This is a genomic window from Leifsonia sp. YAF41, assembly GCF_052113185.1.
Classification (GTDB): domain Bacteria; phylum Actinomycetota; class Actinomycetes; order Actinomycetales; family Microbacteriaceae; genus Cryobacterium.
The window spans coordinates 35,315-61,335 of record NZ_JBFRCS010000014.1; the positions used below are offsets into that span (position 1 = coordinate 35,315).

23 protein-coding genes are annotated in these 26,021 nt (G+C 63.8%); 17 read left to right on the forward strand and 6 right to left on the reverse strand.

The features are described 5' to 3' along the window. Positions 1-176: 176 nt before the first annotated feature. Positions 177-923, reverse strand: coding sequence for a DUF305 domain-containing protein (locus AB4Y63_RS16085; RefSeq protein WP_441792077.1), 747 nt, complete (start codon positions 921-923; stop codon positions 177-179). Positions 924-932: 9 nt separating this feature from the next. Next, positions 933-1,625 (reverse strand): DUF3105 domain-containing protein, encoded by a 693-nt coding sequence (locus tag AB4Y63_RS16090; protein ID WP_441792078.1) that lies wholly within the window; start codon positions 1,623-1,625, stop codon positions 933-935. Between the two features lie 299 nt (positions 1,626-1,924). Here AB4Y63_RS16090 and AB4Y63_RS16095 point away from each other — a divergent pair, with 299 nt between their 5' ends. From AB4Y63_RS16095 to AB4Y63_RS16145, 11 genes are all read left to right on the forward strand, one after another. Then, positions 1,925-3,289: a cystathionine beta-synthase gene (locus AB4Y63_RS16095; RefSeq protein ID WP_441792079.1), complete on the forward strand. Its 1,365-nt coding sequence runs from the start codon at positions 1,925-1,927 to the stop codon at positions 3,287-3,289. Positions 3,290-3,364: 75 nt separating this feature from the next. Next, the gene (locus AB4Y63_RS16100) at positions 3,365-4,519 is read left to right on the forward strand and encodes a cystathionine gamma-synthase (protein WP_441792080.1); all 1,155 of its coding nucleotides are present in this window, start codon (positions 3,365-3,367) and stop codon (positions 4,517-4,519) included. Between the two features lie 216 nt (positions 4,520-4,735). Beyond that, on the forward strand, positions 4,736-6,106 hold the full coding sequence (locus AB4Y63_RS16105) for an APC family permease (RefSeq protein ID WP_441792081.1): 1,371 nt from the start codon (positions 4,736-4,738) through the stop codon (positions 6,104-6,106). Positions 6,107-6,200: 94 nt separating this feature from the next. Further along, the gene (locus AB4Y63_RS16110; protein ID WP_441792147.1) at positions 6,201-7,220 is read left to right on the forward strand and encodes a LacI family DNA-binding transcriptional regulator; all 1,020 of its coding nucleotides are present in this window, start codon (positions 6,201-6,203) and stop codon (positions 7,218-7,220) included. Positions 7,221-7,612: 392 nt separating this feature from the next. Continuing rightward, positions 7,613-9,427: a ribulokinase gene (araB, locus tag AB4Y63_RS16115; RefSeq protein ID WP_441792082.1), complete on the forward strand. Its 1,815-nt coding sequence runs from the start codon at positions 7,613-7,615 to the stop codon at positions 9,425-9,427. Continuing rightward, positions 9,424-10,137, forward strand: a complete 714-nt coding sequence (locus AB4Y63_RS16120) for an L-ribulose-5-phosphate 4-epimerase (RefSeq protein ID WP_441792083.1) — start codon at positions 9,424-9,426, stop codon at positions 10,135-10,137. The genes araB and AB4Y63_RS16120 overlap by 4 nt, the downstream gene beginning before the upstream one ends. Next, positions 10,134-11,690, forward strand: a complete 1,557-nt coding sequence (gene araA, locus AB4Y63_RS16125; protein ID WP_441792084.1) for an L-arabinose isomerase — start codon at positions 10,134-10,136, stop codon at positions 11,688-11,690. The genes AB4Y63_RS16120 and araA overlap by 4 nt, the downstream gene beginning before the upstream one ends. Positions 11,691-11,807: 117 nt before the next feature. Continuing rightward, positions 11,808-12,893 (forward strand): multiple monosaccharide ABC transporter substrate-binding protein, encoded by a 1,086-nt coding sequence (gene chvE / locus AB4Y63_RS16130; protein WP_441792148.1) that lies wholly within the window; start codon positions 11,808-11,810, stop codon positions 12,891-12,893. Between the two features lie 91 nt (positions 12,894-12,984). After that, the gene (gene mmsA / locus AB4Y63_RS16135; protein ID WP_441792085.1) at positions 12,985-14,514 is read left to right on the forward strand and encodes a multiple monosaccharide ABC transporter ATP-binding protein; all 1,530 of its coding nucleotides are present in this window, start codon (positions 12,985-12,987) and stop codon (positions 14,512-14,514) included. A gap of 31 nt (positions 14,515-14,545) precedes the next feature. Continuing rightward, the gene (gene mmsB / locus AB4Y63_RS16140; protein WP_441792086.1) at positions 14,546-15,787 is read left to right on the forward strand and encodes a multiple monosaccharide ABC transporter permease; all 1,242 of its coding nucleotides are present in this window, start codon (positions 14,546-14,548) and stop codon (positions 15,785-15,787) included. 422 nt (positions 15,788-16,209) lie between these two features. Continuing rightward, positions 16,210-16,338 (forward strand): hypothetical protein, encoded by a 129-nt coding sequence (locus tag AB4Y63_RS16145; RefSeq protein ID WP_441792087.1) that lies wholly within the window; start codon positions 16,210-16,212, stop codon positions 16,336-16,338. Positions 16,339-16,474: 136 nt separating this feature from the next. Here the strand turns inward: AB4Y63_RS16145 and soxR are convergent, their stop codons facing one another. Further along, positions 16,475-16,930, reverse strand: coding sequence for a redox-sensitive transcriptional activator SoxR (gene soxR, locus AB4Y63_RS16150; RefSeq protein ID WP_441792088.1), 456 nt, complete (start codon positions 16,928-16,930; stop codon positions 16,475-16,477). 153 nt (positions 16,931-17,083) lie between these two features. Here soxR and AB4Y63_RS16155 point away from each other — a divergent pair, with 153 nt between their 5' ends. The 5 genes from AB4Y63_RS16155 (at position 17,084) to nrdF (ending at position 23,119) form a co-directional block, all read left to right on the forward strand. Next, positions 17,084-18,694, forward strand: coding sequence for an MFS transporter (locus tag AB4Y63_RS16155; protein WP_441792089.1), 1,611 nt, complete (start codon positions 17,084-17,086; stop codon positions 18,692-18,694). Between the two features lie 438 nt (positions 18,695-19,132). Beyond that, positions 19,133-19,366, forward strand: coding sequence for a glutaredoxin-like protein NrdH (gene nrdH, locus AB4Y63_RS16160; protein WP_345067121.1), 234 nt, complete (start codon positions 19,133-19,135; stop codon positions 19,364-19,366). Positions 19,367-19,494: 128 nt separating this feature from the next. Next, positions 19,495-19,899, forward strand: a complete 405-nt coding sequence (gene nrdI / locus AB4Y63_RS16165; RefSeq protein ID WP_441792090.1) for a class Ib ribonucleoside-diphosphate reductase assembly flavoprotein NrdI — start codon at positions 19,495-19,497, stop codon at positions 19,897-19,899. A gap of 32 nt (positions 19,900-19,931) precedes the next feature. Continuing rightward, a complete protein-coding gene (gene nrdE, locus AB4Y63_RS16170; protein ID WP_441792149.1) occupies positions 19,932-22,037 on the forward strand; it encodes a class 1b ribonucleoside-diphosphate reductase subunit alpha in 2,106 nt (701 codons plus the stop codon). Between the two features lie 107 nt (positions 22,038-22,144). Further along, positions 22,145-23,119, forward strand: coding sequence for a class 1b ribonucleoside-diphosphate reductase subunit beta (nrdF, locus tag AB4Y63_RS16175; RefSeq protein WP_441792091.1), 975 nt, complete (start codon positions 22,145-22,147; stop codon positions 23,117-23,119). Between the two features lie 238 nt (positions 23,120-23,357). Here nrdF and AB4Y63_RS16180 read toward each other — a convergent pair whose 3' ends face one another. The 3 genes from AB4Y63_RS16180 to AB4Y63_RS16190 form a co-directional block, all read right to left on the reverse strand. Continuing rightward, positions 23,358-24,005 carry a LysE family translocator gene (locus tag AB4Y63_RS16180; protein WP_441792092.1) on the reverse strand — a complete coding sequence of 216 codons (648 nt, stop codon included), beginning with the start codon at positions 24,003-24,005 and terminating at the stop codon, positions 23,358-23,360. A 258-nt stretch (positions 24,006-24,263) separates the two neighbouring features. Next, positions 24,264-24,569 carry an NIPSNAP family protein gene (locus AB4Y63_RS16185; protein WP_441792093.1) on the reverse strand — a complete coding sequence of 102 codons (306 nt, stop codon included), beginning with the start codon at positions 24,567-24,569 and terminating at the stop codon, positions 24,264-24,266. A gap of 150 nt (positions 24,570-24,719) precedes the next feature. Further along, the gene (locus tag AB4Y63_RS16190) at positions 24,720-25,586 is read right to left on the reverse strand and encodes an SDR family oxidoreductase (RefSeq protein ID WP_441792094.1); all 867 of its coding nucleotides are present in this window, start codon (positions 25,584-25,586) and stop codon (positions 24,720-24,722) included. 65 nt (positions 25,587-25,651) lie between these two features. On the opposite strand from AB4Y63_RS16190, the gene AB4Y63_RS16195 reads away from it, so the two are divergent. Then, entirely contained in the window at positions 25,652-25,987 is a 336-nt protein-coding gene (locus AB4Y63_RS16195) for a winged helix-turn-helix transcriptional regulator (RefSeq protein WP_441792095.1), read from the forward strand. Positions 25,988-26,021 lie beyond the last annotated feature (34 nt).

Consider the following 26,021-nt stretch of genomic DNA (forward strand, 5'->3'; position numbering starts at 1 on the left):
GCCCGTGATCGGATCGGGCATCGGTCGGATCGGGGATTGTTCGGATCTGGCATCGATCGGATCTGGGATGAGCCGGATTGGGCAGTGCGCGGGTCGAAAGCCGCGGCGCGCGCTGAGTTCAGCCCGCGTGGCGGCGCCCGACCCGCGCGACGGCAGGTGCCGCCCGCGCGAGCGAGCTAGGCCCGCTCGGCCAACATGTCCTGCATCAGCTTGATCTCTGACGCCTGACTGAGCATGACGGAGTTCGCAAAGCCCAGCACCGAGGTGTTGTCGGCCCGATCGAGCACCGCTTCGGCCATCTCGATCGCGCCCTGGTGGTGCGCGATCATCAGGGTGAGAAAGATACGTTCGGCTTCAACACCCGAGGCGGCCTTCAGCTCCTTGATCTGAGCATCCGTCGCGAGTCCCGGCATCGGAGCGCCGGGCACATGGGCTGACGCGTGCTCGTGACCGGTATCGGATCGGCCGGGGCGTGTCATCCAGGTCATCGACGGTTCGCTGCCCAGCTGGGAGAGCTGCCATTCGGTGAGCCAGCCGTAGAGCTGGCCGGACTGCTGGCCCTGGGTCGTGGCGATGTCGTAGGCGAGCAGGCGCACGGCGGGATCGTCGGTGAGATCGCGAACGATCATCGACAATTCGACTCCCTGAATGTGGTGGGTCTGCATGTCACGTGCGAATCCGGCCTCGGCGCTGTTAGCGCTCGGCGTGGGATTGTCGAGCGTGCTCAGGCGCCCGACCGCGAAGGCGCCGACGGCGACCACGGCGAGAACAAGCAGAGCCGCGACAAGCACCGCGGCACGGCTGAACCGACGCGGCGGCGTCTCGGCGGACATCTCGGCGGACATCTCGGCGGATGTCTCCTCAGCGTCGTCGAGCGCGTCGGAGTCGTCTGTGTCAGCGGGAATCGTCGCGGGGGGAGTCACTGCCAACGGCTAGCTGACCTTTCCGGGGGCGTCGAACGCACCGGTGCAGGCCGAACCGGGTTCCGGAACGTTCGGGCTCTTCCAGTACTCCTCGAAGAACTTCGCGATGCGCGGGTCATCGGCCTTGTCGACCGTGAGCTGCGCGTTCCAGGCGCTCAGGACGATGGGGGCGGGGATGTCTTCGAAGGGCGACAGCACGGCATACGTCGTGGGAATCTTGAGCTTCAGTGCAGAGAGTTCCGACTCGCTGATCGACGGGTCGTAGGTGACCCAGACAGCACCGTGCTCCAGGGAGTGCACGGCGTTTTCGTTGGGGACCGGCTCGGTGTAGACGCCACAGTTCAACCACATCGGGTTGTGTTCGCCGCCGGCCGGGGGAGTCTGCGGATAGGTGACCGCGGTCTCGACGTGACCGGCGCCATTCTCAAATGTCTTCACGCCGTCGATCTTCGCGCCACTGCCGGCGGTGTCGGCCTCGTAGCTAGCCCGCTGCGGCGTCAGGACCACGGAGGCGACAACCAAACCGACCACTGCAACAGACGCAACGATCGCGATTGAGATTCCGATTTTGCGGTTGCGCGCCGTGCGCTTCTGCTCCTTGCGGAATGCTTCGAGCTTCTTGTCTCGCTGCACCTGACGCTGTTGCTTGACGGTCAAATTCTGGGGATCAAGCTGTGAGCCTGACTGTGGCGCGGGGGTCATTAGAGGCCTCTCGTGGTTGTCCTTCAACAATACGAACGTATGGAACCCCTGCAGTGCTTCCCACACGGCCTGTCTCACAGGTTCTTCACAGTCGCCGGTCGTGCGGTCAGAGTTACGTCATGAGGTGATTCTGAGCAGGTGCGCGCACTAGCATGGAGTCGTGTTCGCCCAGACGTTGTCTCCCTGTTGTCGCTGTCGCTAGCCGACCCCGCACATCCTGCACGACCCATCGTCGCCGTCTCGCCGCTTGCACGCAGAGCCGGGCCCCGTCGAGCGCGACAGTCAACGAAGGACCTTCCATGAAGATTGCCCAGACGATTCTTGATCTGATCGGCGACACTCCGCTGGTCAAACTCAACTCAGTCACCGATGGCATCGCCGCCACGATTCTGGTGAAGCTTGAGTATTTGAACCCCGGCGGTTCGTCGAAAGACCGCATCGCCACCCGCATCATCGACGCCGCCGAGCGCGACGGGCTGCTGTTGCCCGGCGGAACCATCGTCGAACCCACCTCCGGCAACACCGGTGTGGGTCTCGCGCTCGTCGCCCAACAGCGCGGCTACAACTGCGTCTTCGTGCTGCCCGACAAGGTCGGCGAAGACAAACGCAATGTGCTCACCGCGTATGGCGCGAAGATCGTCGTGACCCCGACATCCGTGGCCCCCGACGACCCGGAGTCGTACTACAGCGTCTCCGACCGGCTCGTTCGCGAAATTCCGGGCGCGTTCAAACCCAACCAGTACGCCAACCCGAACGGGCCGCTCAGCCACTACGAGACGACCGGTCCTGAAATCTGGCGTGACACCGACGGCACCGTCACTCATTTCGTGGCCGGCGTCGGCACCGGCGGCACCATCTCCGGAACCGGACGCTACCTGCGCGAGGTGTCCGGCGACACGGTCACCATCATCGGCGCCGATCCGGAAGGCTCGGTCTACTCGGGCGGCACCGGTCGGCCGTACCTCGTCGAAGGCGTCGGCGAAGACTTCTGGCCGGCCGCCTACGACCCCTCGGTCGTGCACGAGATCATCGCCGTCTCCGACGCCGACTCCTTCGCGATGACCCGCCGGCTTGCCCTCGAAGAAGGAATCCTGGTCGGCGGTTCCAGCGGGATGGCGGTGGTCGCGGCCCTCCGCGCGGCCGAGAAGCTGACCGCGAGTGACACCGTCGTCGTGCTGCTGCCCGACGGTGGTCGCGGCTACCTCGGAAAGATCTTCAACGACGGCTGGATGCGCAGCTACGGATTCAGCAATGCGCCGAGCGGTCACACGGTCGGCAACCTGCTCTCGGCGAAAACGGGCGCACTGCCGGCGTTCGTCTACGTGCACCCGAGCGACACCGTGCACGATGCGCTCGAGACGATGACGAGCGCGAATGTGTCGCAACTGCTGGTGCTGAACGCCAAGCCACCGGTGGTGATGGGCGAAGTCGTCGGGGCGCTCGATGAGCGCGCGTTGATGGACCTCGTCTTTGAGGGCACAGCGAAGCTGGCCGATCGGGTCGGTGATTTCCTCGGCGTCCCCCTGCCGCTGATCGGCGTGAACGAACCCGTCGCGTCGGCGCGTGCCGCATTCGCCAAGCACGACGCGCTGCTGGTGACCGACGGGGGCAAGCCGCTCGGCGTCGTCACCCGGCACGACCTGCTCAACTACCTCAGCGCCTGAATCGCGCTGAGACTTCTCATCGCCGAACACGCGTAGAACTCGCAAGACTCGTAAGAACAAAGGAACAGACTCACCATGGCCAGGAAGCAGCACTTCAACACCGTCGCCATTCATGCCGGGCAGGAGTTCGACCCGACCACGGGCGCGGTCATCCCGCCGATCTACCAGACCAGCACCTTCGTGCAGAAGAGCATCGGCGAACTGCGCGGCGGCTACGAATACAGCCGCGGCGGCAACCCCACGCGTGATTCGCTGCAGACCCTGCTCGCCGCGCTCGAGGGCGGCAAGCACGGCCTGTCATTCGCCAGCGGACTGGCTGCCGAAGACACTCTGCTGCGTGCAGCGCTGAGTCCGGGCGATCACATCGTGATGGGCAACGACGTCTACGGGGGAACCCACCGGCTGATCGAGCGCGTGCACGGTCCCTGGGGCATCCGCAACACGGTCGTCGACATGTCCGACCTGCGCGCGGTCGAGAAAGCGATCATTCCCGGCGAAACGAAGATGCTCTGGATCGAGACCCCGAGCAACCCGCTCATGAAGATCAGCGACATCGCCGAGTTGGCCGAGATCGGTCATCGTGCCGGTCTCATCGTGGTCGTCGACAACACCTTTGCGTCGCCGGCGCTGCAGCGGCCGCTGCTGCACGGTGCCGATGTCGTGGTGCATTCGACCACCAAATATCTGGGCGGGCACTCCGATGTGCTCGGCGGCGCGCTGATCATCAACGACGACGCGCTCGCCGAAAAGGCGCAGTTTCTGCAGTTCGCCGCCGGTCCGGTGTCGGCTCCGCTCGACGCCTGGCTGACGGTTCGCGGCATCAAGACGCTGTCGGTGCGGATGGATCGCCATTGCAGCAACGCGCAGGCCATCGCCGAACACCTGGTGGGACATCCGGCGCTCGAAGCCGTCTACTACCCCGGGTTGCCGGGGCACCCCGGGCACGCGCTCGCGGCGAAGCAGATGAGCGGCTTCGGCGGGATGCTGTCGCTCGCGTTCGTCGGCGGGGCGAAGGCCGCGCGGCGGTTCGCGGAGAAGACCCGGCTGTTCCAGCTCGCCGAGTCGCTCGGTGGCGTGGAATCACTCGTGAACTACCCGTCGGAGATGACCCACGCCTCGGTGCGCGGCACCGCGCTGGAGGTGCCCGACAACATTGTGCGTCTCTCGGTGGGCATCGAGGATGTCGCCGACCTGATTCACGACCTGGACCGGGCGTTGCCGAAGAAGTAGTCGCGCTTCGGGAGTGCTCGACCCTCTGGGAGTCGGGCCGGATCGGTGGTCGAGCGTGTCGAGACCTCGGGACGCGCTCTCTGAGCGTGGGTCACGTTTGAGGTTCGGCATGCGGGGTCTCGACAAGCTCGACCAGCGGAGGCCATTGGCAGTTTCTTGTCGAAGGGTGTCAGCTCTGCCATTTCACGTGGGGTGGGCACCCGCCATGATTGACCAGTGACCGTTTCGACCTCCCGCTCCACGCCATCCGTTTCTTCTCCGACGGATGTCGGGGCCAGCCATCACGGCAGCCTCGGCCTCCTGCAGGGCACGGCCCTCTACATCGCCGCCGTGCTCGGCACCGGGATTCTCGTGCTGCCGGGCCTCGCTGCCAGCGCGGCGGGACCCGCGTCAATGGTCGCGGTGTTCGCCGTCTTTCTACTCTCGATCCCGCTCGCCGGAACGTTCGCCGCGCTCGCCTCCCGCTATCCCGATGCGGGCGGCGTCGCCAGTTATGTGCGCCGCGCACTCGGGCAGACCTGGGCACGGATGGCCGGCTACTGGTTTTTCTTCGGGGTCGGGGTGGGTGCGCCAGTGGTGGCGATGCTCGGCGCCGAGTATGTCGTCGCGATCGTCGGCGCCGATCGCTCGGCAGTGGTCTGGGTCGCAGCGGCGATTCTGGTTCCGCCATTCGTCGCCAACTATTTCGGCCTGCGGGTCTCCGGCATCGTTCAGCTCGTGCTGACCGGCGCCCTACTCTTCATCGTGATCGGGGTCGTCGCGGTGGCGCTGCCCGCGGCGAATCCGACCAACTTCGAACCGTTTCTACCGCACGGCTGGGGCGGAGTCGGCACCGCGATCAGCCTGTTCGTCTGGGCGTTCGCCGGCTGGGAGGTCGGCACCCATATCGCCGGCGAATTCAAGAACCCGCGCCGGGTCATCCCGATCGCCACGGGGATCGCCCTGGTCGTGGTCGGGGTGTCCTACTTGGCGCTGCAATACGTCACCGTCGCCGTGCTCGGTGAATCGGCGGCAAGCGGGCCGGTCCCGCTGCTTGACCTGGTCGCCACGGGCGCCCCGGGAATCGGGCCCATCTTCGTGGCGGTGATCTCCGCGATCGTGGCGCTCGGTGTGCTCAACGTCTACCTCAGCGCGTTCGGCAAGCTCGGCGCCTCGCTCGGTCGCGACGGCGACCTGCCGCGCTGGATCGCGAGCGGTGTGGAAGCCGGGGGAATTCCGCGGCGGGCGTTGGCGGTGGTCGCCGCACTCACGAGCTGCTATTTCGCGATCATGATCTGGCGCGACCTCGACCTGACCCCGTTCATCCTGATTCACACCAGCGCGATGGTCTCGATCTACGCGCTCGGCATGATCGCCGCGGTGCGTCTGCTCGCCCGCTATTCGCTGGGGTGGTGGCTGGCGGCGATCTCTGTCGTTCTCACCATCGGATTGTTGGTTCTCGCCGGCCCGAATCTGCTCGTTCCCGCGGTGCTGGCACTCGCGGCGGTCATCGTTACGGTGATCAAACGGGCCAGGCGATCGCACTATATTCCGCAGCATGCATGTGACGAAAACACGACTTCTCACGGCAATGTGACAGTCACATAGGCGCATTCCGGTCGGTCTTTTCTGTGCATAATTGACCTGCGTTCACATCTGTGACCGTGCACACCGAAGTGAGGCTGACATCGTGATCTCCGACATGCCCCCGGGCCGTGCGCCCAGCATTCGAGATGTTGCGCGTCTGGCCGGCGTCTCACACCAGACGGTGTCGCGGGTTCTGAACAACCACCCGAGCATCAGGGACACCACCAAGGCCCGCGTGCTGCAGGTCATGGAAGAGGTTCACTACCGCCCGAACCGGGCCGCCCGGGCCCTGGGCAACGGCCGGTCCCGCACCATCGGGGTGCTCTCGGCCAGCGGCTCGCACTATGGCCCGGCCAGCAGTATCGCGGCGATTCAAGACGCCGCTCGCGAGGCCGGCTACTTCGTGAACATGGCTAACCTGTCGGCCGTCGACCCGGAATCGATCGAGGCGGCGCTGACCCACTTGATGAGCCAGTCGGTCGAGGGGATCGTGGTCATCGCCCCGCAGGTGCGGGTGTTCGACGCCCTCGAGCACATGGCGATCGACGTGCCGTTCGTGACGATGCAATCCACCGGCCACCTCGACGAGCACACGCTGTCGGTCGACCAGATTGCCGGTGCCCGACTGGCCACCCGGCACCTGATCGAGCTCGGTCACCGCGACATCTACCACCTCGCAGGTCCCCAGGACTGGATCGAAGCCGAGGCGCGCATGCGCGGCTTTCTTGATGAGATGGGGGCAAGGGATGTGCCCACCACGGCTCCGATCCTCGGCGACTGGACCGCAGAGTTCGGTTACTACGCCGGCCGTGAAATGTTGCGGGTGCGCGACTTCACCGCCATTTTCTCCTCGAACGACCAAATGGCGCTCGGGCTGATTCACGCCATCCGTGATGCCGGACTCGATGTGCCGAACGATGTCAGCATCGTCGGCTTCGACGACATCCCGGAGGCCGCTCATTTCTGGCCGCCACTGACGACAGTGCGCCAAGACTTCGCCGAACTCGGCCGCCGCTGCATGGCGCTTCTGCTGAGCTCGATCAACGATGAGCAGCCGACCGGCTTTCGGGATTCCATTACGCCTGAACTCATCGTGCGGGGCTCGACGGCTCCGCCCGCGCCGTACTTTCGCTAGAGCCTTTCGCTCTCGCGACATCCGGTCCGGCTCTCGTGCCCCTGTGACCGACCCGTCGACGCGCCCGCACTCAGCGGAGGAGAAACGGAAACACGCCGTGCAGAACCGCCGGCCGCGCACGGCGTTTCGCAGAATCTCCTCCGTTGCGTCGCGTCGCCATCCGGGGCTGGGGCGCCCTGCCGATGCGCGCCCAGCCGTGAGATTCAACGCCGATCCGTCGTCGGGGTGAGCGGTACGGAGGCAGTTCGGGAATGAATCGTGAGCGTTCCGAACGCGGTCGTTGCACGACCGTGACCTTTCCGAGTTGACAAAGAATTCATCTTTGCGGCTAGCATGGGCGAAGCAATGTGACCGTTCACATTTGGAACCAAACCAGACGAAGGAGTCGAATCGTGAGTACGACCGCCCCGCAGGCAACACAGCAGGCGTCGGCCGCGATTGACTCGTACGTCATCGGTATCGACTACGGAACCCTGTCCGGTCGCGCCGTCGTGGTGCGCGTCTCCGACGGCGTCGAACTGGGATCGGCCACACTCGACTACCCGCACGGCGTGATGGACACCACACTCGCCGCAACCGATGCCGCCCTCGCTCCCGACTGGGCGCTGCAGGTTCCGCAGGACTACGTGGACGTGCTGAAAAGCGCCGTTCCCGCCGCGGTCGCCGCCGCCGGAATTGACCCGGCCCTGGTTATTGGCATCGGCACCGACTTCACCGCCTGCACGATGGTTCCGACCCTCGCCGACGGCACCCCGCTGAACGAACTGCCCGAGTACGCCGCTCACCCCCACGCCTACGTGAAGCTGTGGAAGCACCACGCCGCTCAGCCGCACGCCGACCGCATCAACGACCTTGCGTTCGAACGCGACGAGAGCTGGTTGCCGCGCTACGGAGGGCTCATCTCCAGCGAGTGGGAATTCGCCAAGGGCCTGCAGCTGCTCGAGGAAGCCCCCGAGCTCTACCACCGCATGGACCACTGGGTCGAGGCCGCCGACTGGATCGTCTGGCAGCTCACCGGTCGCTATGTGCGGAACGCCTGCACCGCCGGCTACAAGGGAATCCTGCAGGACGGCGAGTACCCGAGCCGCGACTTCCTCGCTGCACTGAACCCCGACTTCGCCGACTTCGCCGACACCAAGGTGGCCCACGAGATCGGCCAGCTCGGCGCATCCGCCGGCACACTCTCGAAGCAGGCCGCCGAGTGGACGGGCCTGCCCGAGGGCATCGCGGTGGCCGTCGGCAACGTCGACGCGCACGTCACGGCTCCGGCCGCGCAGGCTGTTGAGCCCGGCCAGATGGTTGCCATCATGGGCACCAGCACGTGCCACGTCATGAACTCCGATGTGCTCGCGGAGGTTCCCGGGATGTGCGGCGTCGTCGACGGCGGCATCGTCTCCGGCCTCTACGGCTACGAGGCCGGCCAGTCCGGCGTCGGCGACATCTTCGCCTGGTACGTCAACACGCAGGTTCCCGCGCGTTACTTCGAGGCAGCGGATGCCGCCGAAAAGTCGATCCACCAGTATCTGACCGATCTCGCCGCGGTTGACCCCGTCGGCGCCCACGGCTTGATCGCCCTCGACTGGCACAGCGGCAACCGCTCGGTGCTGGTCGACCACGAACTGTCGGGTCTCGTCGTCGGCGCCACGCTGACCACGCGCACCGAGGAGATCTACCGGGCGCTGCTCGAGGCAACAGCGTTCGGAGCGCGCACCATCGTTGAGACCTTCAACGAGAGCGGCGTGCCGGTCACCGAGTTCATCGTCGCCGGCGGACTGCTCAAGAACGCATTCCTGATGCAGACCTACAGCGACATCCTGCGCCTGCCGATCTCGACGATCGCCAGCGAGCAGGGGCCGGCGCTCGGCTCGGCCATCCACGCGGCGGTCGCCGCCGGAGCCTACGCCGACGTGCGTGAGGCCGGCCAGGCGATGGGCAAGCTCAACAAAAACGTCTACACGCCGAACGAGCAGTCCGCTGCGGCCTATGACATTCTCTTCGAGGAATATGCCCTGCTTCACGATTACTTCGGTCGCGGTGCGAACGAGGTCATGCACCGGCTGAAAGCCCTCAAGCGGAGCGTCGTCGCGGCATCCGGGATCTCGACAGGCTCGATCACCGAGGGTGGCTCGATCACCGACGGTGGCTCGATCACCGAGGGTGGCTCGATCACCGACAGCGAACTCGCCGAGACGGCGGTGTCCGCATGAGCACCTTCGGCCCGCAGATTGAGGTTGCCATCGCCCGGGTGCGCACCGAGATCGCCCACCTCCACTCGGAGCTGACGGCCAACGACCTCGTCGTCTGGACCGGCGGCAACGTGTCGGGCCGCGTGCCCGGCGCCGACCTGTTCGTGATCAAGCCGAGCGGCGTCGACTACTCCGACCTCGCACCCGAGAACATGATCCTCTGCGACCTCGACGGCGCGGTGATTCCCGACACCCCCGGTTCTGACCGCTCGCCGTCCAGCGACACCGCGGCACATGCATACGTCTACCGGAATATGCCCGAGGTGGGCGGGGTCGTGCACACGCACTCCACCTACGCCACGGCCTGGGCCGCCCGCGCCGAAGCCATCCCGTGCGTGATCACGGCCATGGCCGACGAGTTCGGTGGGGACATCCCGATCGGCCCGTTCGCCATCATCGGCGACGATTCGATCGGTCGCGGCATCGTTGAGACTCTCACCGGTCACCGCTCCCGGGCCGTGCTGATGCAGAACCACGGCCCGTTCACGATCGGCAACAGTGCCCGCGATGCCGTGAAGGCCGCCGTCATGGTTGAAGATGTCGCCCGCACGGTGCAGCTGGCCCGCGCGGGCGGCGAACTGGTGCCGATTCCTCAGGACTCGATCGACGCTCTCTTCAACCGATACCAGAACGTCTACGGACAAGCACCGCAGGGAGCACTTCAGAAATGACCGCATTGTCCGCCACCCTGCCCATCGCAACCACCGCGACCGCGCTGTCGACGACGCTCGACCACTACGAAGTCTGGTTTCTCACCGGAAGCCAGAACCTCTACGGCGAGGAGACCCTCCGCCAGGTTGCCGAGCAGTCCCAGGAGATCGCTCGTGCCCTCGGCGCCGCCCACGACGTGCCGGTCACGGTGGTCTGGAAGAGCGTTCTGACGAACTCCGAGTCGATCCGCCGCGCCGCCCTCGACGCCAACGCCGCCGACAATGTGATCGGCCTGATCGCCTGGATGCACACCTTCTCCCCGGCGAAGATGTGGATCGCCGGCCTCGACGCGCTGACCAAGCCGCTGCTGCACCTGCACACGCAGGCCAACGTCGAGCTGCCCTGGTCCGAGATCGACTTCGACTTCATGAATCTGAACCAGGCCGCGCACGGCGACCGTGAGTTCGGCTACATCCAGACCCGCCTCGGCGTTGCCCGCAAGACCGTCGTCGGCCACGTCTCGAACCCGGCCGTCACCGCCCAGGTCGGCAGCTGGATGCGCGCCGCCGCCGGCTGGGCCGCCTCGCGCAGCCTCAAGCTCGCACGCTTCGGCGACAACATGCGTTATGTCGCGGTCACCGAGGGCGACAAGACCGAGGCTGAGCTGCGCTTCGGCGTGCAGGTGAACACCTGGGGCGTCAACGATCTGGCGGATGCCGTGCACGCGGTCTCCGAGACCGCCATCGACGCACTGGTCGCCGAGTATGACGAGCTCTACACGGTCGCTCCCGAGCTGCGGAAGGGTGGCGAACGCCACGACTCGCTGCGTTACGGTGCCGCGATCGAACTCGGCCTCAAGGGCTTTCTTGAGGAGGGCGGCTTCGGCGCCTTCACCACGAGCTTCGAAGACCTCGGCGCACTCCGCCAGCTGCCCGGTCTGGCCGTGCAACGCCTCATGGCACAGGGCTATGGCTTCGGTGCAGAGGGCGACTGGAAGACCGCCATCCTGGTGCGCGTCGCCAACGTCATGGGCTCCGGGCTTCCCGGCGGTGCCAGCCTGATGGAGGACTATACCTACGACCTCACCCCCGGCAACGAACTGATCCTCGGTGCGCACATGCTCGAGGTCAGCCCGGCGCTGACCACCTCGAAGCCGACGCTGGAGATCCACCCGCTCGGCATCGGCGGCAAAGAAGACCCCGTACGTCTGGTCTTCAACGCCGACCCCGGCCCCGCCGTCGTCGTGGCACTCTCGGACATGCGCGACCGGTTCCGCCTGGTCGCCAACGTCGTCGAGGTCGTCGAACCCACCGAGGCGCTTCCGAACCTGCCCGTCGGTCGCGCGGTCTGGTCTCCGGAGCCCGACTTCGCGACATCCGCCGCCGCCTGGCTCACCGCCGGCGCCGCCCACCACACCGTCATGTCGACTGCTGTCGGCATTGAGGTGTTCCACGATTTCGCCGAGATCGCTCGCACTGAGCTTCTCGTGATCGATAAAGCCACCACTCTGCGCGATTTCACGCGCGAGGTGCGTTGGAATCAGGCCTACTACCGCTTGGCGCAAGGCCTGTAATCACAGCTGTACACGCATCAACCACCTGACATTCATATCAATGTCGATAGAGAAAGAACGAAAGGGAACACAGTGAAGAAGAAGAACGTATTCTTTGGCCTGATCGCCGCCGGCGCCATGGTTGTCTCGCTTGCTGCTTGCGCAGGAACCGCCGGCGACTCCGCCGGTGGCGACACTGCCGGCAAGGGCGGCCTCGTGGGCGTTGCAATGCCCACCAAGTCGTCTGAGCGTTGGATCAAGGACGGCGACTCGATCAAGAAGCAGCTCGAAGACCAGGGCTTCAAGGTTGACCTGCAGTACGCAGAAGACGACATCCCCACCCAGGTTTCGCAGCTCGAGAACATGATCACCAAGGGCGCCGAAGTTCTCATCGTCGCCTCGATCGACGGCACCACCCTGACCCAGGTGCTGCAGGATGCCGCGGACGCCAAGATCCCGGTGATCGCCTACGACCGCCTCATCCGCGACTCGGAGAACGTCAACTACTACGCGACCTTCGACAACTTCAAGGTCGGGCAGCAGCAGGCTTGGTCGCTCTTGAACGGCCTCGGACTGACTGACCTCGAGGGCAAGCCGGTCGACGGCGCCCCCGCCGGCCCGTTCAACATCGAGCTGTTCGGTGGCTCGGCTGACGACAACAACGCCACGTTCTTCTTCAACGGCGCCATGCAGGAACTTCAGCCGCTCATCGACGCCGGAACCCTCGTCGTCAAGTCTGGCGAAACCGAGTTCACCACTGTCGCCACCCTGCGTTGGGATGGTGAAGTTGCCCAGAGCCGCATGGAAGACATCCTGACCAAGACTTACTCCGATGGTTCCAAGGTCAACGGCGTTCTCTCCCCGTATGACGGCCTGTCACGCGGCATCATCTCCGCTCTGACCGACGCCGGCTACAGCGTTGGCGCAGAATGGCCGATCATCACGGGTCAGGACGCCGAGCTCGACTCGGTCAAGGCAATCAACAACGGCGAGCAGTTCGCCACCATCTTCAAGGACACCCGCGAACTCGCCAAGGTTGCCGTTGAGATGACTGTTGCCGTTCTGAACGGCACCGAGCCGACCGTCAACGACACCAAGACCTACGACAACGGCAAGAAGGTCGTTCCGTCGATGCTGCTCAGCCCGACGATCGTCGTCAAGGACAACGTCACCTCTGTACTCGTTGACAGCGGTTACTGGACCCAGGCCGAGATCGACGGCTAGTCCGACTCACTGAATCGCCGGTGGGGCGACTACTGTTACCTGTTGCCCCACCGGCGGTTCACCCGCCAACGACACTCAGAGAGGCACGCGAGTGACCACCAATATTCTCGAAATGCGCGGCATCACCAAGACCTTCCCCGGCGTCAAAGCCCTGCAAGAGGTCACCTTGAATGTTGCGCGCGGCGAAATTCACGCCATCTGCGGTGAAAATGGCGCCGGCAAGTCCACCCTGATGAAGGTGCTCTCTGGCGTGTACGCGCACGGCAGCTACACCGGTGACATCGTCTTCGAAGACGAGGTCGTCGCCTTTCGCGACATCGGCGACAGCGAAGCCAAAGGCATCGTCATCATCCACCAGGAGCTGGCTCTCAGCCCCTACCTCTCTATTGCAGAGAACATCTTCTTGAACAACGAGCTGCGTGGCGCGTTCGGTCTCATCGACTGGAACAAGACGAACCACGAAGCCGCCAAGCTGCTCGCCCGCGTCGGCTTGAACGAGAACCCGACCACGCGCATCCTCGACATCGGTGTCGGTAAGCAGCAGCTGGTCGAAATCGCCAAGGCGCTCTCCAAGCGAGTCAAGCTCCTCATTCTCGACGAGCCGACCGCTGCCCTGAACGACGAAGACTCCGATCACCTGCTCGACCTGATGCGCCACCTCAAGGGTCAGGGCATCACGTCGATCATCATCAGCCACAAATTGAACGAGATCAAGAAGGTCGCCGACGCGGTCACCGTCATCCGTGACGGCAAGGCGATCGAAACGATCGCCCGCGATGACGTGACCGAAGATCGCATCATCAAGGACATGGTCGGTCGCGATCTCGAGCACCGCTATCCGGATCACACGCCGAAGATCGGCGACGAGATTCTGCGTGTGGAGGACTGGACCGCGCACCACCCGCTGGATGTCACGCGCGTCATGGTCGACAACGTGAACATCAACGTGCGCAAGGGTGAGATCGTCGGCATCGCCGGGCTGATGGGCGCCGGACGCACCGAGTTCGCGATGAGCCTGTTCGGGCGCAGCTACGGCAGCCGCATCTCGGGGCGCGTCTTCAAGGAGGGCGTCGAGATCAAGACCCGCACTGTGTCGGAGGCGATCGACAACGGACTGGCCTATGCCACCGAGGATCGCAAGCAATACGGACTCAACCTGATTGAAGACATCCAGCGCAACATCTCGATGGCGTCACTCGGCAAGCTGAGTCGCGGCGGCCTGGTCGACAGCAACGAAGAGTTCAAGGTGGCGAACGAGTATCGCACCAGCATGAACATCAAGGCGCCGTCGGTGTTGTCGAAGACCGGCAAGCTGTCGGGCGGTAACCAGCAGAAGGTTGTGCTGTCGAAGTGGATCTACTCCAACCCTGACGTGCTCATTCTGGATGAGCCCACGCGCGGTATCGACGTCGGCGCGAAGTACGAGATCTACGCGATCATCAACAAGCTCGCGGCGCAGGGCAAGGGCATCATCGTGATTTCGAGCGAGTTGCCCGAATTGCTCGGCATCAGCGACCGCATTTACACCCTCTCCGAGGGGCGCATCACGGGAGAATTCCCGATCAAAGAAGCCACCCCGGAGACCCTCATCAAACACATGACCATGGAAAAGGCCCGCTAGCGTCGGCGCTGGTGGATTAGGAGAAACGTCAATGAGCGATCTTGAGACCAAGCCGACGCCGGGAACGGCAGCGGGCGCGCAAATCAATCCGAGCACATCCAAGGCGGGAGCGTGGCTGACCCACCTCCTGTCTGACCTGGGCAAGAACGGCATCTTCATCGCCCTGCTCGTGGTGGTGTTGCTGTTCACGGTTCTGACCGACGGCATCCTGCTGCGTCCGCAGAACATCTCGAACCTGATCGTGCAGAACGGCTACATTCTCGTTCTCGCCATCGGCATGGTCATGGTGATCATCGCCGGGCACATCGACCTGTCGGTCGGCTCGGTTGCCGCCTTCGTCGGAGCCTGCTCCGGTGTCTTCGCGGTGACCTGGGGTCTGCCATGGTGGCTGTCGATCATTCTGTCGCTGCTAGTCGGTGCGTTGGTCGGTGTCTGGCAGGGCTTCTGGATCGCCTATGTCGGCATCCCGGCCTTCATCGTGACGCTGGCCGGCATGCTGATCTTCCGCGGCCTGGCGCTGGCGGTGCTCGGCAACGCGAACATCGGTTCGTTCCCGGCTGAATACCGTGCGCTCGGCAACGGCTTCTTGAACAATGTGTTCGGCGAACTGGACCTCGACCCGCTGACGCTCGGCGTCGGAGCGATCGCGATCATCGCGCTCATCGTGCAGCAGGTGCGAACCCGTGCGGGCCGCGCGAAGTACGGCCAGGAAGTCGAACCGATCGTCTGGTTCGTCGCCAAGCTCGTTTTGATCTCCGTGGCAATCGCCCTGTTCGCTTGGGCGCTGGCCTCGTACAAGGGCATCCCGGTCACGCTGATCGTGCTGGCCGTGCTGATCCTCGTCTACGGCGTCATCATGAACCGCAGCGTCTTCGGTCGCCACATCTACGCAATCGGTGGCAACCTGCACGCCGCCGAACTGTCGGGCATCAAGACCCGCAACGTCACCTTCTGGCTGTTCGTGAACATGGGTGTTCTGGCCGCACTGGCCGGCCTCATCTTCACCGCTCGCCTGAACTTGGCCGGCCCGAAGGCCGGCGACGGCTTCGAGCTCGAGGCCATTTCGGCGGCGTTCATCGGTGGAGCGGCGGTGACAGGCGGCGTCGGAACGATCGGTGGCGCCATCATCGGTGGTCTGATCATCGGTGTGCTGAACAACGGTATGTCGATCATGGGCATCGGCATCGAATGGCAGCAGGCCGTCAAGGGTCTCGTGCTGCTGCTCGCTGTCGCCTTCGACGTGTACAACAAGCGTCGCGCGGGCGGTCGCTAACGCTCTAGCGCTCGACGTGTGCGCCATGCGCACGCGCCGGGCGCATGCGCCTGCGCTTGGTGCGCGTGCATGTGCTCGGCTGGGCCCCGGTCATCCGTTCTGCGGAAGACCGGGGCCTTTGGCGTGCGGGGGTGCTGCCCGCCTGGGCGTGGGAGATGGCGCACGCCAGCGGGGATTCCCCACGCCGAGATTGCATGACCGGTCGTCAGCATCCGTTTGAGTCTGCACTAACACGTTCTGCACAGCGGATGCCATCGCAACTTTTCCACGGATGTCCACGCGATCGACGTGGGGACAGCTACATTCCGGCCACCGTGGGGCATGCGAGATTTCCTTGACACTGCGGCCACTGGACATTCGGGACTGATCCCTGCGGCCTCCTTGAAGCAACTCGAAGTGACCTCACACGTGGTGGAGGAAAGTTGCGCGAGGACGCGCTGCGTGACGACCCCGGCTGCAACAGCTTCGACCGGTGGGATTGGGACACAGCGATCTCTCCGCGTCGCTTCTACGCATTCCTCGTGAAGCACGGCATCCCGCGCGCGGCTTGACGCGCTGCGTTGCCGCCGCTCTCTACGTTTGCGGCCGTTCTGGCGTGGAGAATCCCCTGTGGCGTGMGAGATGGCGCACGCCACAGGGGATGCCGCACGCCACAGCGGCGGGGAGGGGCGGAAGGGAGCGAGCCGCTCAGCCCTCCCAGAGGCGCGGGCCGGCCCCTGATGCACCGAGGCGGTCGCCGAGATTCTGCAGCGTGCACCGGTTGAGGCTCAGGCATCCGCAGCCGATGCACTCCGTGAGGTCATTGCGCAGGTGCTGCAAGTCGGCGATACGGGCATCCAGTTCGGACTTCCAGATGCGCGACAACCGCGCCCAATCCGCCTTCGTCGGCGTGCGGCTTTCGGGCAGGGAATCGAGGGCGGTGCGGATGTCGGCGAGCGGGATCCCGACGCGCTGCGAGACCCGAATGAACGCGACACGGCGCAGGGCGTCACGACGATACCGGCGCTGATTGCCGTCGGTGCGTTCGCTGGAGAGCAAACCCTTGCGCTCATAGAAATGGAGCGCCGAGACCGCGACCCCGCTGCGCTCTGCGAGCACGCCGACCGTGAGCAACGTGCGGGTATCGCCGCCGAGTTGTGGCATCTAGCCTCCTTTTGACCTCAACCATAGTTGAGGTCATAGGCTCACCAACGCACGACCATCTCACCGCCGCCGACGCGGAAGCGGTGCGAAATAGCGGCGCAAGCCACCGTGTTGGCCCGATGACAAACGCAACACAACTGGGAGAATAAGCGCATGGGGAAGAAGACAACCGACGATGAGGCGCGCGCGGCAGTGAATGACGCGCGAGAAGAGTCGGAGGTCGATGTCGGGGATGAGGCCGCGACACCTGTCGCGACCGAGGCTCTGACGGATGCCGAGCGTACTTCCGCGATCAGGGCCGAGAGCAACGCCGTGACCAGTGCCTCGCCAGGTGCCTCGGCTAGTGCCGTGACCAGTGCCTCGCCCAGCGCCGCGACCGACGGGACCGCGACCGACGACGCCCGCGCATCCGCCCCCGAAACCCTTTTCAGCCCGCGCTACCGCTGGATCAGCATCGGCATGTTCTCGCTGATTCTTCTCGCCGCATTCGAATCACTCGCCGTGACCACCGTCATGCCGGCAGTCAGCGTCGATCTGAACGGCCAGTCGCTCTATGCGCTGGCATTTGCCGGCCCGCTCGCCGTCAGCGTCGTCGGAATGGTTCTGGCCGGAAACTGGTCTGACCGCCGGGGGCCACGCGGCGCGCTCCTCGCCGCTGTGCTGCTGTTCACGATCGGCCTCATCGTTGCCGGCACCGCACAGAGCATGGGAGTGCTCGTCGCGGGCCGCCTGTTGCACGGCCTCGGTGGGGGAGCCATCACCGTCGCCCTCTACGTGATTGTCGCGCGCGTCTACCCTGCGATGCTGCAACCGCGCATCTTTGCCGGCTTCGCCGCCGCCTGGGTGATCCCGTCGCTGATCGGTCCGTTCCTGGCCGGCGTCGTCGCCCAAGCCTTCAGCTGGCATTGGGTCTTTCTCGGCGTCGTCGTGCTCGTCATTCCGGCCCTGGCCCTGGTGCTGCCGGCCGTGCGGGGTCTCAGCGAACGCCCGGGTGCGGATGCCGCCCCCTGGAGCATTTCTCGCATCGCCTGGTCGGCGTTGGCCGCGATCGCAGTGCTCGTGCTCAACCTGTCCGCCGATGCGGTGGGTGTGGCTCGGTGGATTCTGCCCGTGGCCGCCCTCGCGGTGCTCGCCCTCGCTCTGCGGCCGCTGCTACCGGTCGGGACCCTGCGCGCAGCAGCCGGGTTGCCGGGCGTCGTGCTCTTTCGCGGTCTCATCGCCGGCTCATTTTTTGGTGCCGAGATCTACATTCCCTACTTGCTCACCGACCAATACGGCCTCACGCCGGTGTATGCCGGGCTCGGCCTCACGCTCGGCGGGGTGACCTGGGCGATCGGTTCGCAGGTGCAGGGCCGATTTGCTGCACGGCTCAGCCACCAGACCTGTATCCGCATCGGTCTCGCCCTACTCGGTGTGGGTCTCGCGGCCACCATCGTGATGTCGGTCTATGAGCTGCCGGCGATCCTGCTGATCCTCTGCTGGGGAGTCGGCGGAGCCGGAATGGGGCTGATGTACCCGCGAACCTCGGTGATGGCCCTGCAGTCCGCGGCGCCGTCCGACCACGGTTTCACGAGTTCGGCAATCTCGATCTCCGACGGAATCGGCTCGGCCGTCTCCATCGCGGTGACCGCGATTGTGTTCGTGGCGCTGACGCCCTTCGGCGGGGTCTGGCCGTTTGTCGGATGCTTCGGGCTGGCCGCCGCGATCGGCCTGCTGGCCGCGCTGATCAGCGGTCGTGCCTCGGTCGCAGCGCACGTGGCCTGAGCGCTGCCCCGGGGGCTGATTTTCGCCTGTCCCTCGCGTGGGGGACTGCCGCGTGTCGGCGGTACCTGCGAAGCTGGCGGACACGAATGCCTAGTGGGGAAGCCGCGTGCACGGCACAACATCTAGTGGTCAATCCGACACGCCCGGCGACTTTCCACAGGCAAAAATTAAGGTAACGCGGAGCCTGTGGATAACTCCCTCGACTCCCGCGTAATACAGGGCGACTTGGTTTTGCAGCCTGTTGAGAACCGGTGGAATGTCGGTGGATAACTACATAATTGTAATTACCGCATGTAGTGGCCGTTCCTATTTGAAATCACTAGATGTAGTATTGAGGTACCAGTTCAAGCGGGGGCACCATGACTGGTTTCGCACCTTTCACAGGTCCCTCAGCTCGCATTTCTCAACACTTTCAACTGACCAGAAAGGTCCAACGACATGGCAATTACGGTCTACACCAAGCCTTCCTGCGTGCAGTGCACCGCCACGTACCGCGCCCTCGACAGCAAGGGCATCGAGTACGAAGTTCTCGACCTCTCTGTTGACGAGAACGCACTCGAAGCCGTCAAGGCTCTGGGGTACCTGCAGGCCCCCGTCGTGATCACCGACGAAGACCACTGGTCGGGCTTCCGTCCCGACAAGATCAACGAGCTTGCCGCGCGCATCGCCTGATCTGATTCATCCGTTTGACCTGGCTTGGCCGCCACCCGTATGACGCCACGCGCTCGACGCATGTCCGAATACAAACCAGCAATTCACTCCCCACGTGAGTTGCAACCCGCGAAAGAAAGGGGTGCCTGATGACTGATCTCGTCTATTTTTCGAGTGTGTCGGGAAACACCCACCGCTTCGTGGAGAAGCTCGACCGGCCGGCCGTGCGCATCCCGATCTATGCGCGCGAAGAACCACTGCGCGTTGAAGAACCCTTCGTTCTCTGCCTTCCCACCTATGGCGGGGGCATTGAAGGGGGAGCAGTACCGAAGCAAGTGATCAGATTTCTCAATGATGAGAACAACCGGTCACTGATCCGCGGCGTCATCGGCGCCGGCAACACCAATTTCGGGGAGGCTTTCTGCCTCGCCGGGGACATCATTGCTGCCAAATGCAAGGTTCCCCACCTCTATCGATTTGAAGTATTCGGAACACCGGATGATGTGCGCATCGTTCATGAAGGATTGGATTCGTTTTGGAAGCAACAGCCGTGAAGGTTTCTTCGCTTGACGCCGCAGCGACGGGAATGGATTATCACTCCCTGAACGCCATGCTCAACCTCTATGGTCCGAACGGTGAAATCCAGTTCGACAAAGACCGCGAGGCAGCACGCGAGTACTTCTTGCAGCACGTTAACCAGAACACGGTGTTCTTCCACAGCCTGCGCGAACGCCTCGACTACCTGGTCGAGAAGGAGTACTACGAGCAGGCCGTGCTCGACCAGTACTCGTTCGAGTTCATCACCAAGCTCAACGACCTGGCCTACTCGAAGAAGTTCCGCTTTCAGAGCTTCCTCGGCGCGTTCAAGTACTACACCTCCTACACGCTGAAGACCTTCGACGGAAAGCGTTACCTCGAGCGTTTCGAAGACCGCGTCGTGATGACCGCTCTCGGACTCGCCTCCGGCGACGAGAAGCTTGCCGTCAACCTGGTCGAAGAGATCATCGCCGGCCGCTTCCAGCCGGCCACCCCCACCTTCCTCAACTCGGGCAAGGCCCAGCGCGGCGAGCTCGTCTCCTGCTTCCTGCTGCGCATCGAAGACAACATGGAGTCGATCAGCCGCGGCATCAACTCGTCGCTGCAGCTGTCGAAGCGTGGCGGCGGCGTCGCGCTGCTGCTCTCCAACATCCGTGAAGCCGGTGCTCCGATCAAGCAGATCGAGAACCAGTCCAGCGGCATCATCCCCGTGATGAAGCTTCTCGAAGACTCCTTCAGCTACGCCAACCAGCTCGGTGCCCGTCAGGGTGCCGGTGCGGTGTACCTGCACGCGCACCACCCCGACATCATGCGCTTCCTCGACACCAAGCGCGAGAACGCCGACGAGAAGGTGCGCATCAAGACCCTCTCGCTCGGTGTCGTCATCCCCGACATCACCTTCGAGCTGGCGAAGAAGGGTGAGGACATGTACCTGTTCTCCCCGTACGACGTCGAGCGCGTGTACGGCGTGCCGTTCGCTGACATCTCGGTCTCCGAGAAGTACCAGGAAATGGTCGACGACCCGCGCATCAAGAAGTCGAAGATGAAGGCGCGTGACTTCTTCCAGACGCTCGCCGAGATTCAGTTCGAGTCCGGCTACCCGTACATCATGTTCGAGGACACCGTGAATGCGGCGAACCCGATCAAGGGTCGCATCAACATGTCGAACCTCTGCTCGGAGATCCTGCAGGTCAACACCCCGACCACCTACAACGAGGACCTCTCGTACAAGGAGATCGGCAAGGACATCTCCTGCAACCTCGGCTCGATGAACATCGCCCTGGCGATGGACTCGCCCGACTTCGGCCAGACCGTCGAGACCGCCATCCGCGGCCTCAACTCGGTGTCTGAGCAGAGCCACATCGCTTCAGTCCGTTCTATCGAAGACGGCAACGACCTCTCGCACGCCATCGGCCTCGGCCAGATGAACCTGCACGGCTACCTCTCCCGCGAACGTGTCTACTACGGCAGCGAAGAGGGAATCGACTTCACGAACATCTACTTCTACACGGTGCTGTTCCACGCGCTGCGTGCCTCGAACAAGCTCGCCATTGAGCGCGGTCGTGCGTTCGCCGGATTCGAAGACTCCACCTATGCAACCGGTGCGTTCTTCGACAAGTACACCGACCAGGCATGGGTGCCGGCCACGGCTCGCGTCGCCGAGCTGTTCGCAACGTCGAACGTCGCCATCCCGACCCAGGCTGACTGGGCCGAGCTGAAGGCATCCGTCATCGAGCACGGCATCTACAACCAGAACCTGCAGGCCGTGCCGCCGACCGGCTCGATCTCGTACATCAACAACTCGACCTCGTCGATCCACCCGATCGCGTCGAAGATCGAGATCCGCAAGGAAGGCAAGCTGGGCCGCGTGTACTACCCGGCGCCGTTCATGACGAACGACAACCTGGAGTTCTACCAGGATGCCTACGAAATCGGTGCAGAGAAGATCATCGACACCTACGCGGCGGCCACCCAGCACGTCGACCAGGGCCTGTCGCTGACGCTGTTCTTCAAGGACACCGCCACCACGCGCGACATCAACAAGGCTCAGATCTACGCCTGGAAGAAGGGCATCAAGACGATCTACTACATTCGTCTGCGCCAGCTCGCGCTCGAGGGCACTGAGGTGGACGGCTGCGTCAGCTGCATGCTCTAGCATTTCTGGATGCTTAACCGGTGGTCGAGCTTGTCGAGACCACGCAACCGTCTCTCGACAAGCTCGACAACCGGTCGTTCGACCCACGCTCGTAAAAAGGAACTCAAATGATTGACAAGCTCAAGCTCGTCTCCCACGTTGACGCCATCAACTGGAACAAGATCGAAGACGAAAAAGACGTCGAGGTCTGGAACCGCCTGGTCAACAACTTCTGGCTGCCCGAGAAGATCCCGCTGTCGAACGACATCCAGTCCTGGAACACGCTCACCCCGGCCGAGCAGCAGCTCACCATGCGCGTGTTCACCGGTCTGACCCTGCTGGACACCATCCAGGGCACCGTCGGCGCTGTCTCGTTGATTCCGGATGCGATCACCCCGCACGAAGAGGCCGTCTACACGAACATCGCGTTCATGGAGTCGGTGCACGCCAAGAGCTACTCGTCGATCTTCTCGACGCTCTGCTCCACCAAGGAGATCGACGAAGCATTCCGTTGGTCGACCGAGAATCAGAACCTTCAGAAGAAGGCCTCGATCATCATGGAGTACTACCAGGGTGATGACCCCCTGAAGCGCAAGGTCGCCTCGACGCTGCTCGAGTCGTTCCTCTTCTACTCTGGCTTCTACCTGCCGATGTACTGGTCGTCGCGAGCCAAGCTCACGAACACGGCCGACCTCATCCGTCTGATCATTCGTGATGAGGCTGTGCACGGGTACTACATCGGTTACAAGTTCCAGAAGGGGCTCGAGAACGAGACCCAGGAGCGTCGCGACGAGATGAAGGACTACACCTTCAACCTCATGTACGAGCTCTACGAGAACGAGATCCAGTACACCCAGGACCTCTACGACGAGGTCGGTCTGACCGAAGACGTCAAGAAGTTCTTGCACTACAACGCCAACAAGGCGCTGATGAACCTGGGCTATGAGCCGATGTTCCCGAAGACGGTCACCGACGTGAACCCGGCGATCTTGTCGGCCCTGTCGCCGAACGCTGACGAGAACCACGACTTCTTCTCGGGCTCCGGCTCGTCGTATGTCATCGGCAAGGCCGTGAACACCGAAGACGAGGACTGGGACTTCTAGTCTGATCTGAATTCTCGAAAGGGCGGATGCTTCGGCATCCGCCCTTTTTTTCGTGAACGTATCTTGGTTGACTCAAAGTGGCCTGGAAGCTGACCCAGGCCCGATCCCGAAATCTCGGCCGATCCAGTTCAAAATCCGCCGAGTAGGAGGTGCGTCCGGCCCCGGGTGTGAATCGCAGCGATAAATCGCGGCCTTTTCGCAGCGATAAATGTCACACCCGCTGCACGTAAACCGATCGCTAACCGGTCGTTGCGGGGGTGGGGGCGTCGATGGCGAGCTTGACGCCCACCGCACCGAGGAGGGTGCCCGTTGCCCAGCGCTGCCATCGCATCCACGATGGCTTCCCGCGGAGGAACAGGGCGATCGAGCCGGCGGCGATGATGATCGCTGCATTGACGGCCATGCTGACGGCTATCTGTACGGCGCCGAGTTGGAATCCTTGGGCGACGACGCTGCCGGCGTTTTGGTCGACGAATTGGGGGATGAGGGCGAGGTACATGATCGCCGCCTTCGGGTTGAGCATGTTCGTTACGAGCCCCATGCGGAACAGCTTGCTTGCGGAGTCCCGCGGCAGGTCGCGAGTGTCGAAGACGGAAGTGCCGCTCGGCCGCAGCGCCTTGTACGCCAGCCACAGCAGATATACGGCGCCCGCGATCTTCAGGGCCGTGTAGAGCCAGGGCACCACGGTGAAGACGGCCGCGAGACCGACGTTCGCCATGGTCATGTAGATGACAAAGCCCATGGCGGTGCCGGCGAGCGACACCATGCCTGCTCGTCGCCCTTGGCTGATGCTGCGCGAGACGAGGTACATCATGTTCGGGCCCGGGGTGAGGACCATCCCGAGTGCGACGAGTGCCATTGCGGAGGCGGCTGTCAGAGAGATCATTCAGGTTCCTTCATGAGAACAGGGCGAAGGCGTCGTCGTCGGCGCGCGTCTTGTCCCAAGAGTTGCATAGATCTGCGGGTCTGTCAGTCTCGATAGGCGCCAGCCGCGGATCCTTGCTCATGCCCGATAGCCCATCCCTCACCGGGCGTGTTAGCGGTCATCAATTGACGCCAGGATGTTTTTACCGAGTGCCCTGGTCCGACATCGAGTCCGTGTGCGCCGGCGGATGCCGCGGCATCCGTCATCACAACATCCCGGCTACTCGAATACTGGCGAGAGAAAGCGGCGTTCGTAGCGGCGGATGCACTGCGTGCGCGTGGCGAACTCGAATGCAGCGATGCATTCCGGATCCGTGGATGCCGCCGTGCGGTACTGCTCGTAGGCAGCGAGTGAGTCGAAGGTGAAGAGCGCAAATGCTTCATCACTGTCACCTTCGCTGGGCAGAAAATACCCGTGATGTGTGCCGCCGAGCTTGTTGACGAGCCGGATCCACTCTTGGCCGTAAGCGCGAAAATCGTCGAGCTTGTCGGCGTCGATCTCGTAGCGAAGGTGGATCGTGATCATTGAGTTTTCCGTCTCTGTGGGGGCGGGCAGTTTTGCATCGATCTCATGCTCCCACCTTGGAAGTCACACTTCCCGCAGATTGGAGGCATGAAACGGAGAACACGAAAACCCCGGGAAGATGCTCCCCGGGGCCCGCATGTTGAACCGCTACTACGCGGCGCTGACCTCCGCCAGCCACTCCGACACCGAGCGCGGGTGCAGGTCGAGTAGCTGCTGAGCGCTGTTGCCGGCCGCGATGGTGTTGCCGTTCTGGGTACCGAGGGCCTGATAGAGGCCGACGACCGGTGCACTGGCATCCGGTCCGAACAGCGGCGTGATGAGCTCGCCGAACTCGGCAGGGGTGACGGCCTCGAAGCGCACGTCGCGGCCCAGGTGGGCGGCGAAGCCGGCGGCGAGGTCGGCGCCGGTGAGAGCCGGGTGGTGGCCGACGGCGACGGTTCCCGTGAGGGTGGGGTCGGTGAGTAGGCGCACGACGGTGGCGGCGACATCGAGGTGCGAGCTCCACGAGACGGGGTAATCGGTGCGCAACGGGTAGCGCAGCACGCCTTCCTCACCGGCCGGCCCGGCCACGACCGGCAGCAGCAGATTCTCGAGGTAGAGGCGCGGGGCAACGACCGCGAACGAGACGCCCGTGGCCTCGACGCCGCGAATCAGGGTCATGATCGGGCTGTCATCGGATGCCTGCATCGGCGACTCTGGAGCGTCGACGATCTGGCCGCTAGTCGAGATCACGACGCGGGCGGGGCGTGCCTGGCCGACGGCCTCGACGACCGAGCGGGCGAAGTCGGTCAGCTGGTTGGGGGCGCCAAGTGGAAGGTGCACGAAGACGCCCTCGGCTCCGCGGTAGGCGTCGGCGAGCGAAGCAGCGTCAGTGAAGTCAACCGTCACCGCTCCGGCGCCCGCGGGGAGGCCTGCGGGGTTGCGCACTGCGGCGGTTGCCTCCTTACCGGCAGCGAGTAGTGAAGCGAGAACGGGGGCCCCTTGAGCGCCTGTGGCGCCATGTACGATGTAAACCATTCGTCCATTAGTGCATACACTGCACTGGTTACGTCAAATGCACTAAAGGGAACTCGGAGAAAATCGTGGAGAAAGATTTCTTGCCGGAATGCGGTGTTGCGCGCTTTCTGACGCTCTTTGACGGAGCGTGGGCCACGCTGATCGTGCGGGAGCTTCTGCACGGCCCTCACCGATTCACCGAACTCCGCGCGGCGCTTCCGGGCATCAGCGCACACACCCTGACCAACCGGCTGCGCCTCTTCGAGACTCACGGAATTGTCACGCGCACGGCCTACCCAGAGATCCCGCCCCGAGTGGTTTACGAGCTGACGCCACTCGGTCATGAGCTACGTGATGTTTTGGATGCGATGAATGCCTGGGGCACCGCCGCCCCGGATTCCACCTTCGTTTCGGTCGCGTGAGTTGTTGCTCTGCAGTGAAGAAACGGCCCCTCGC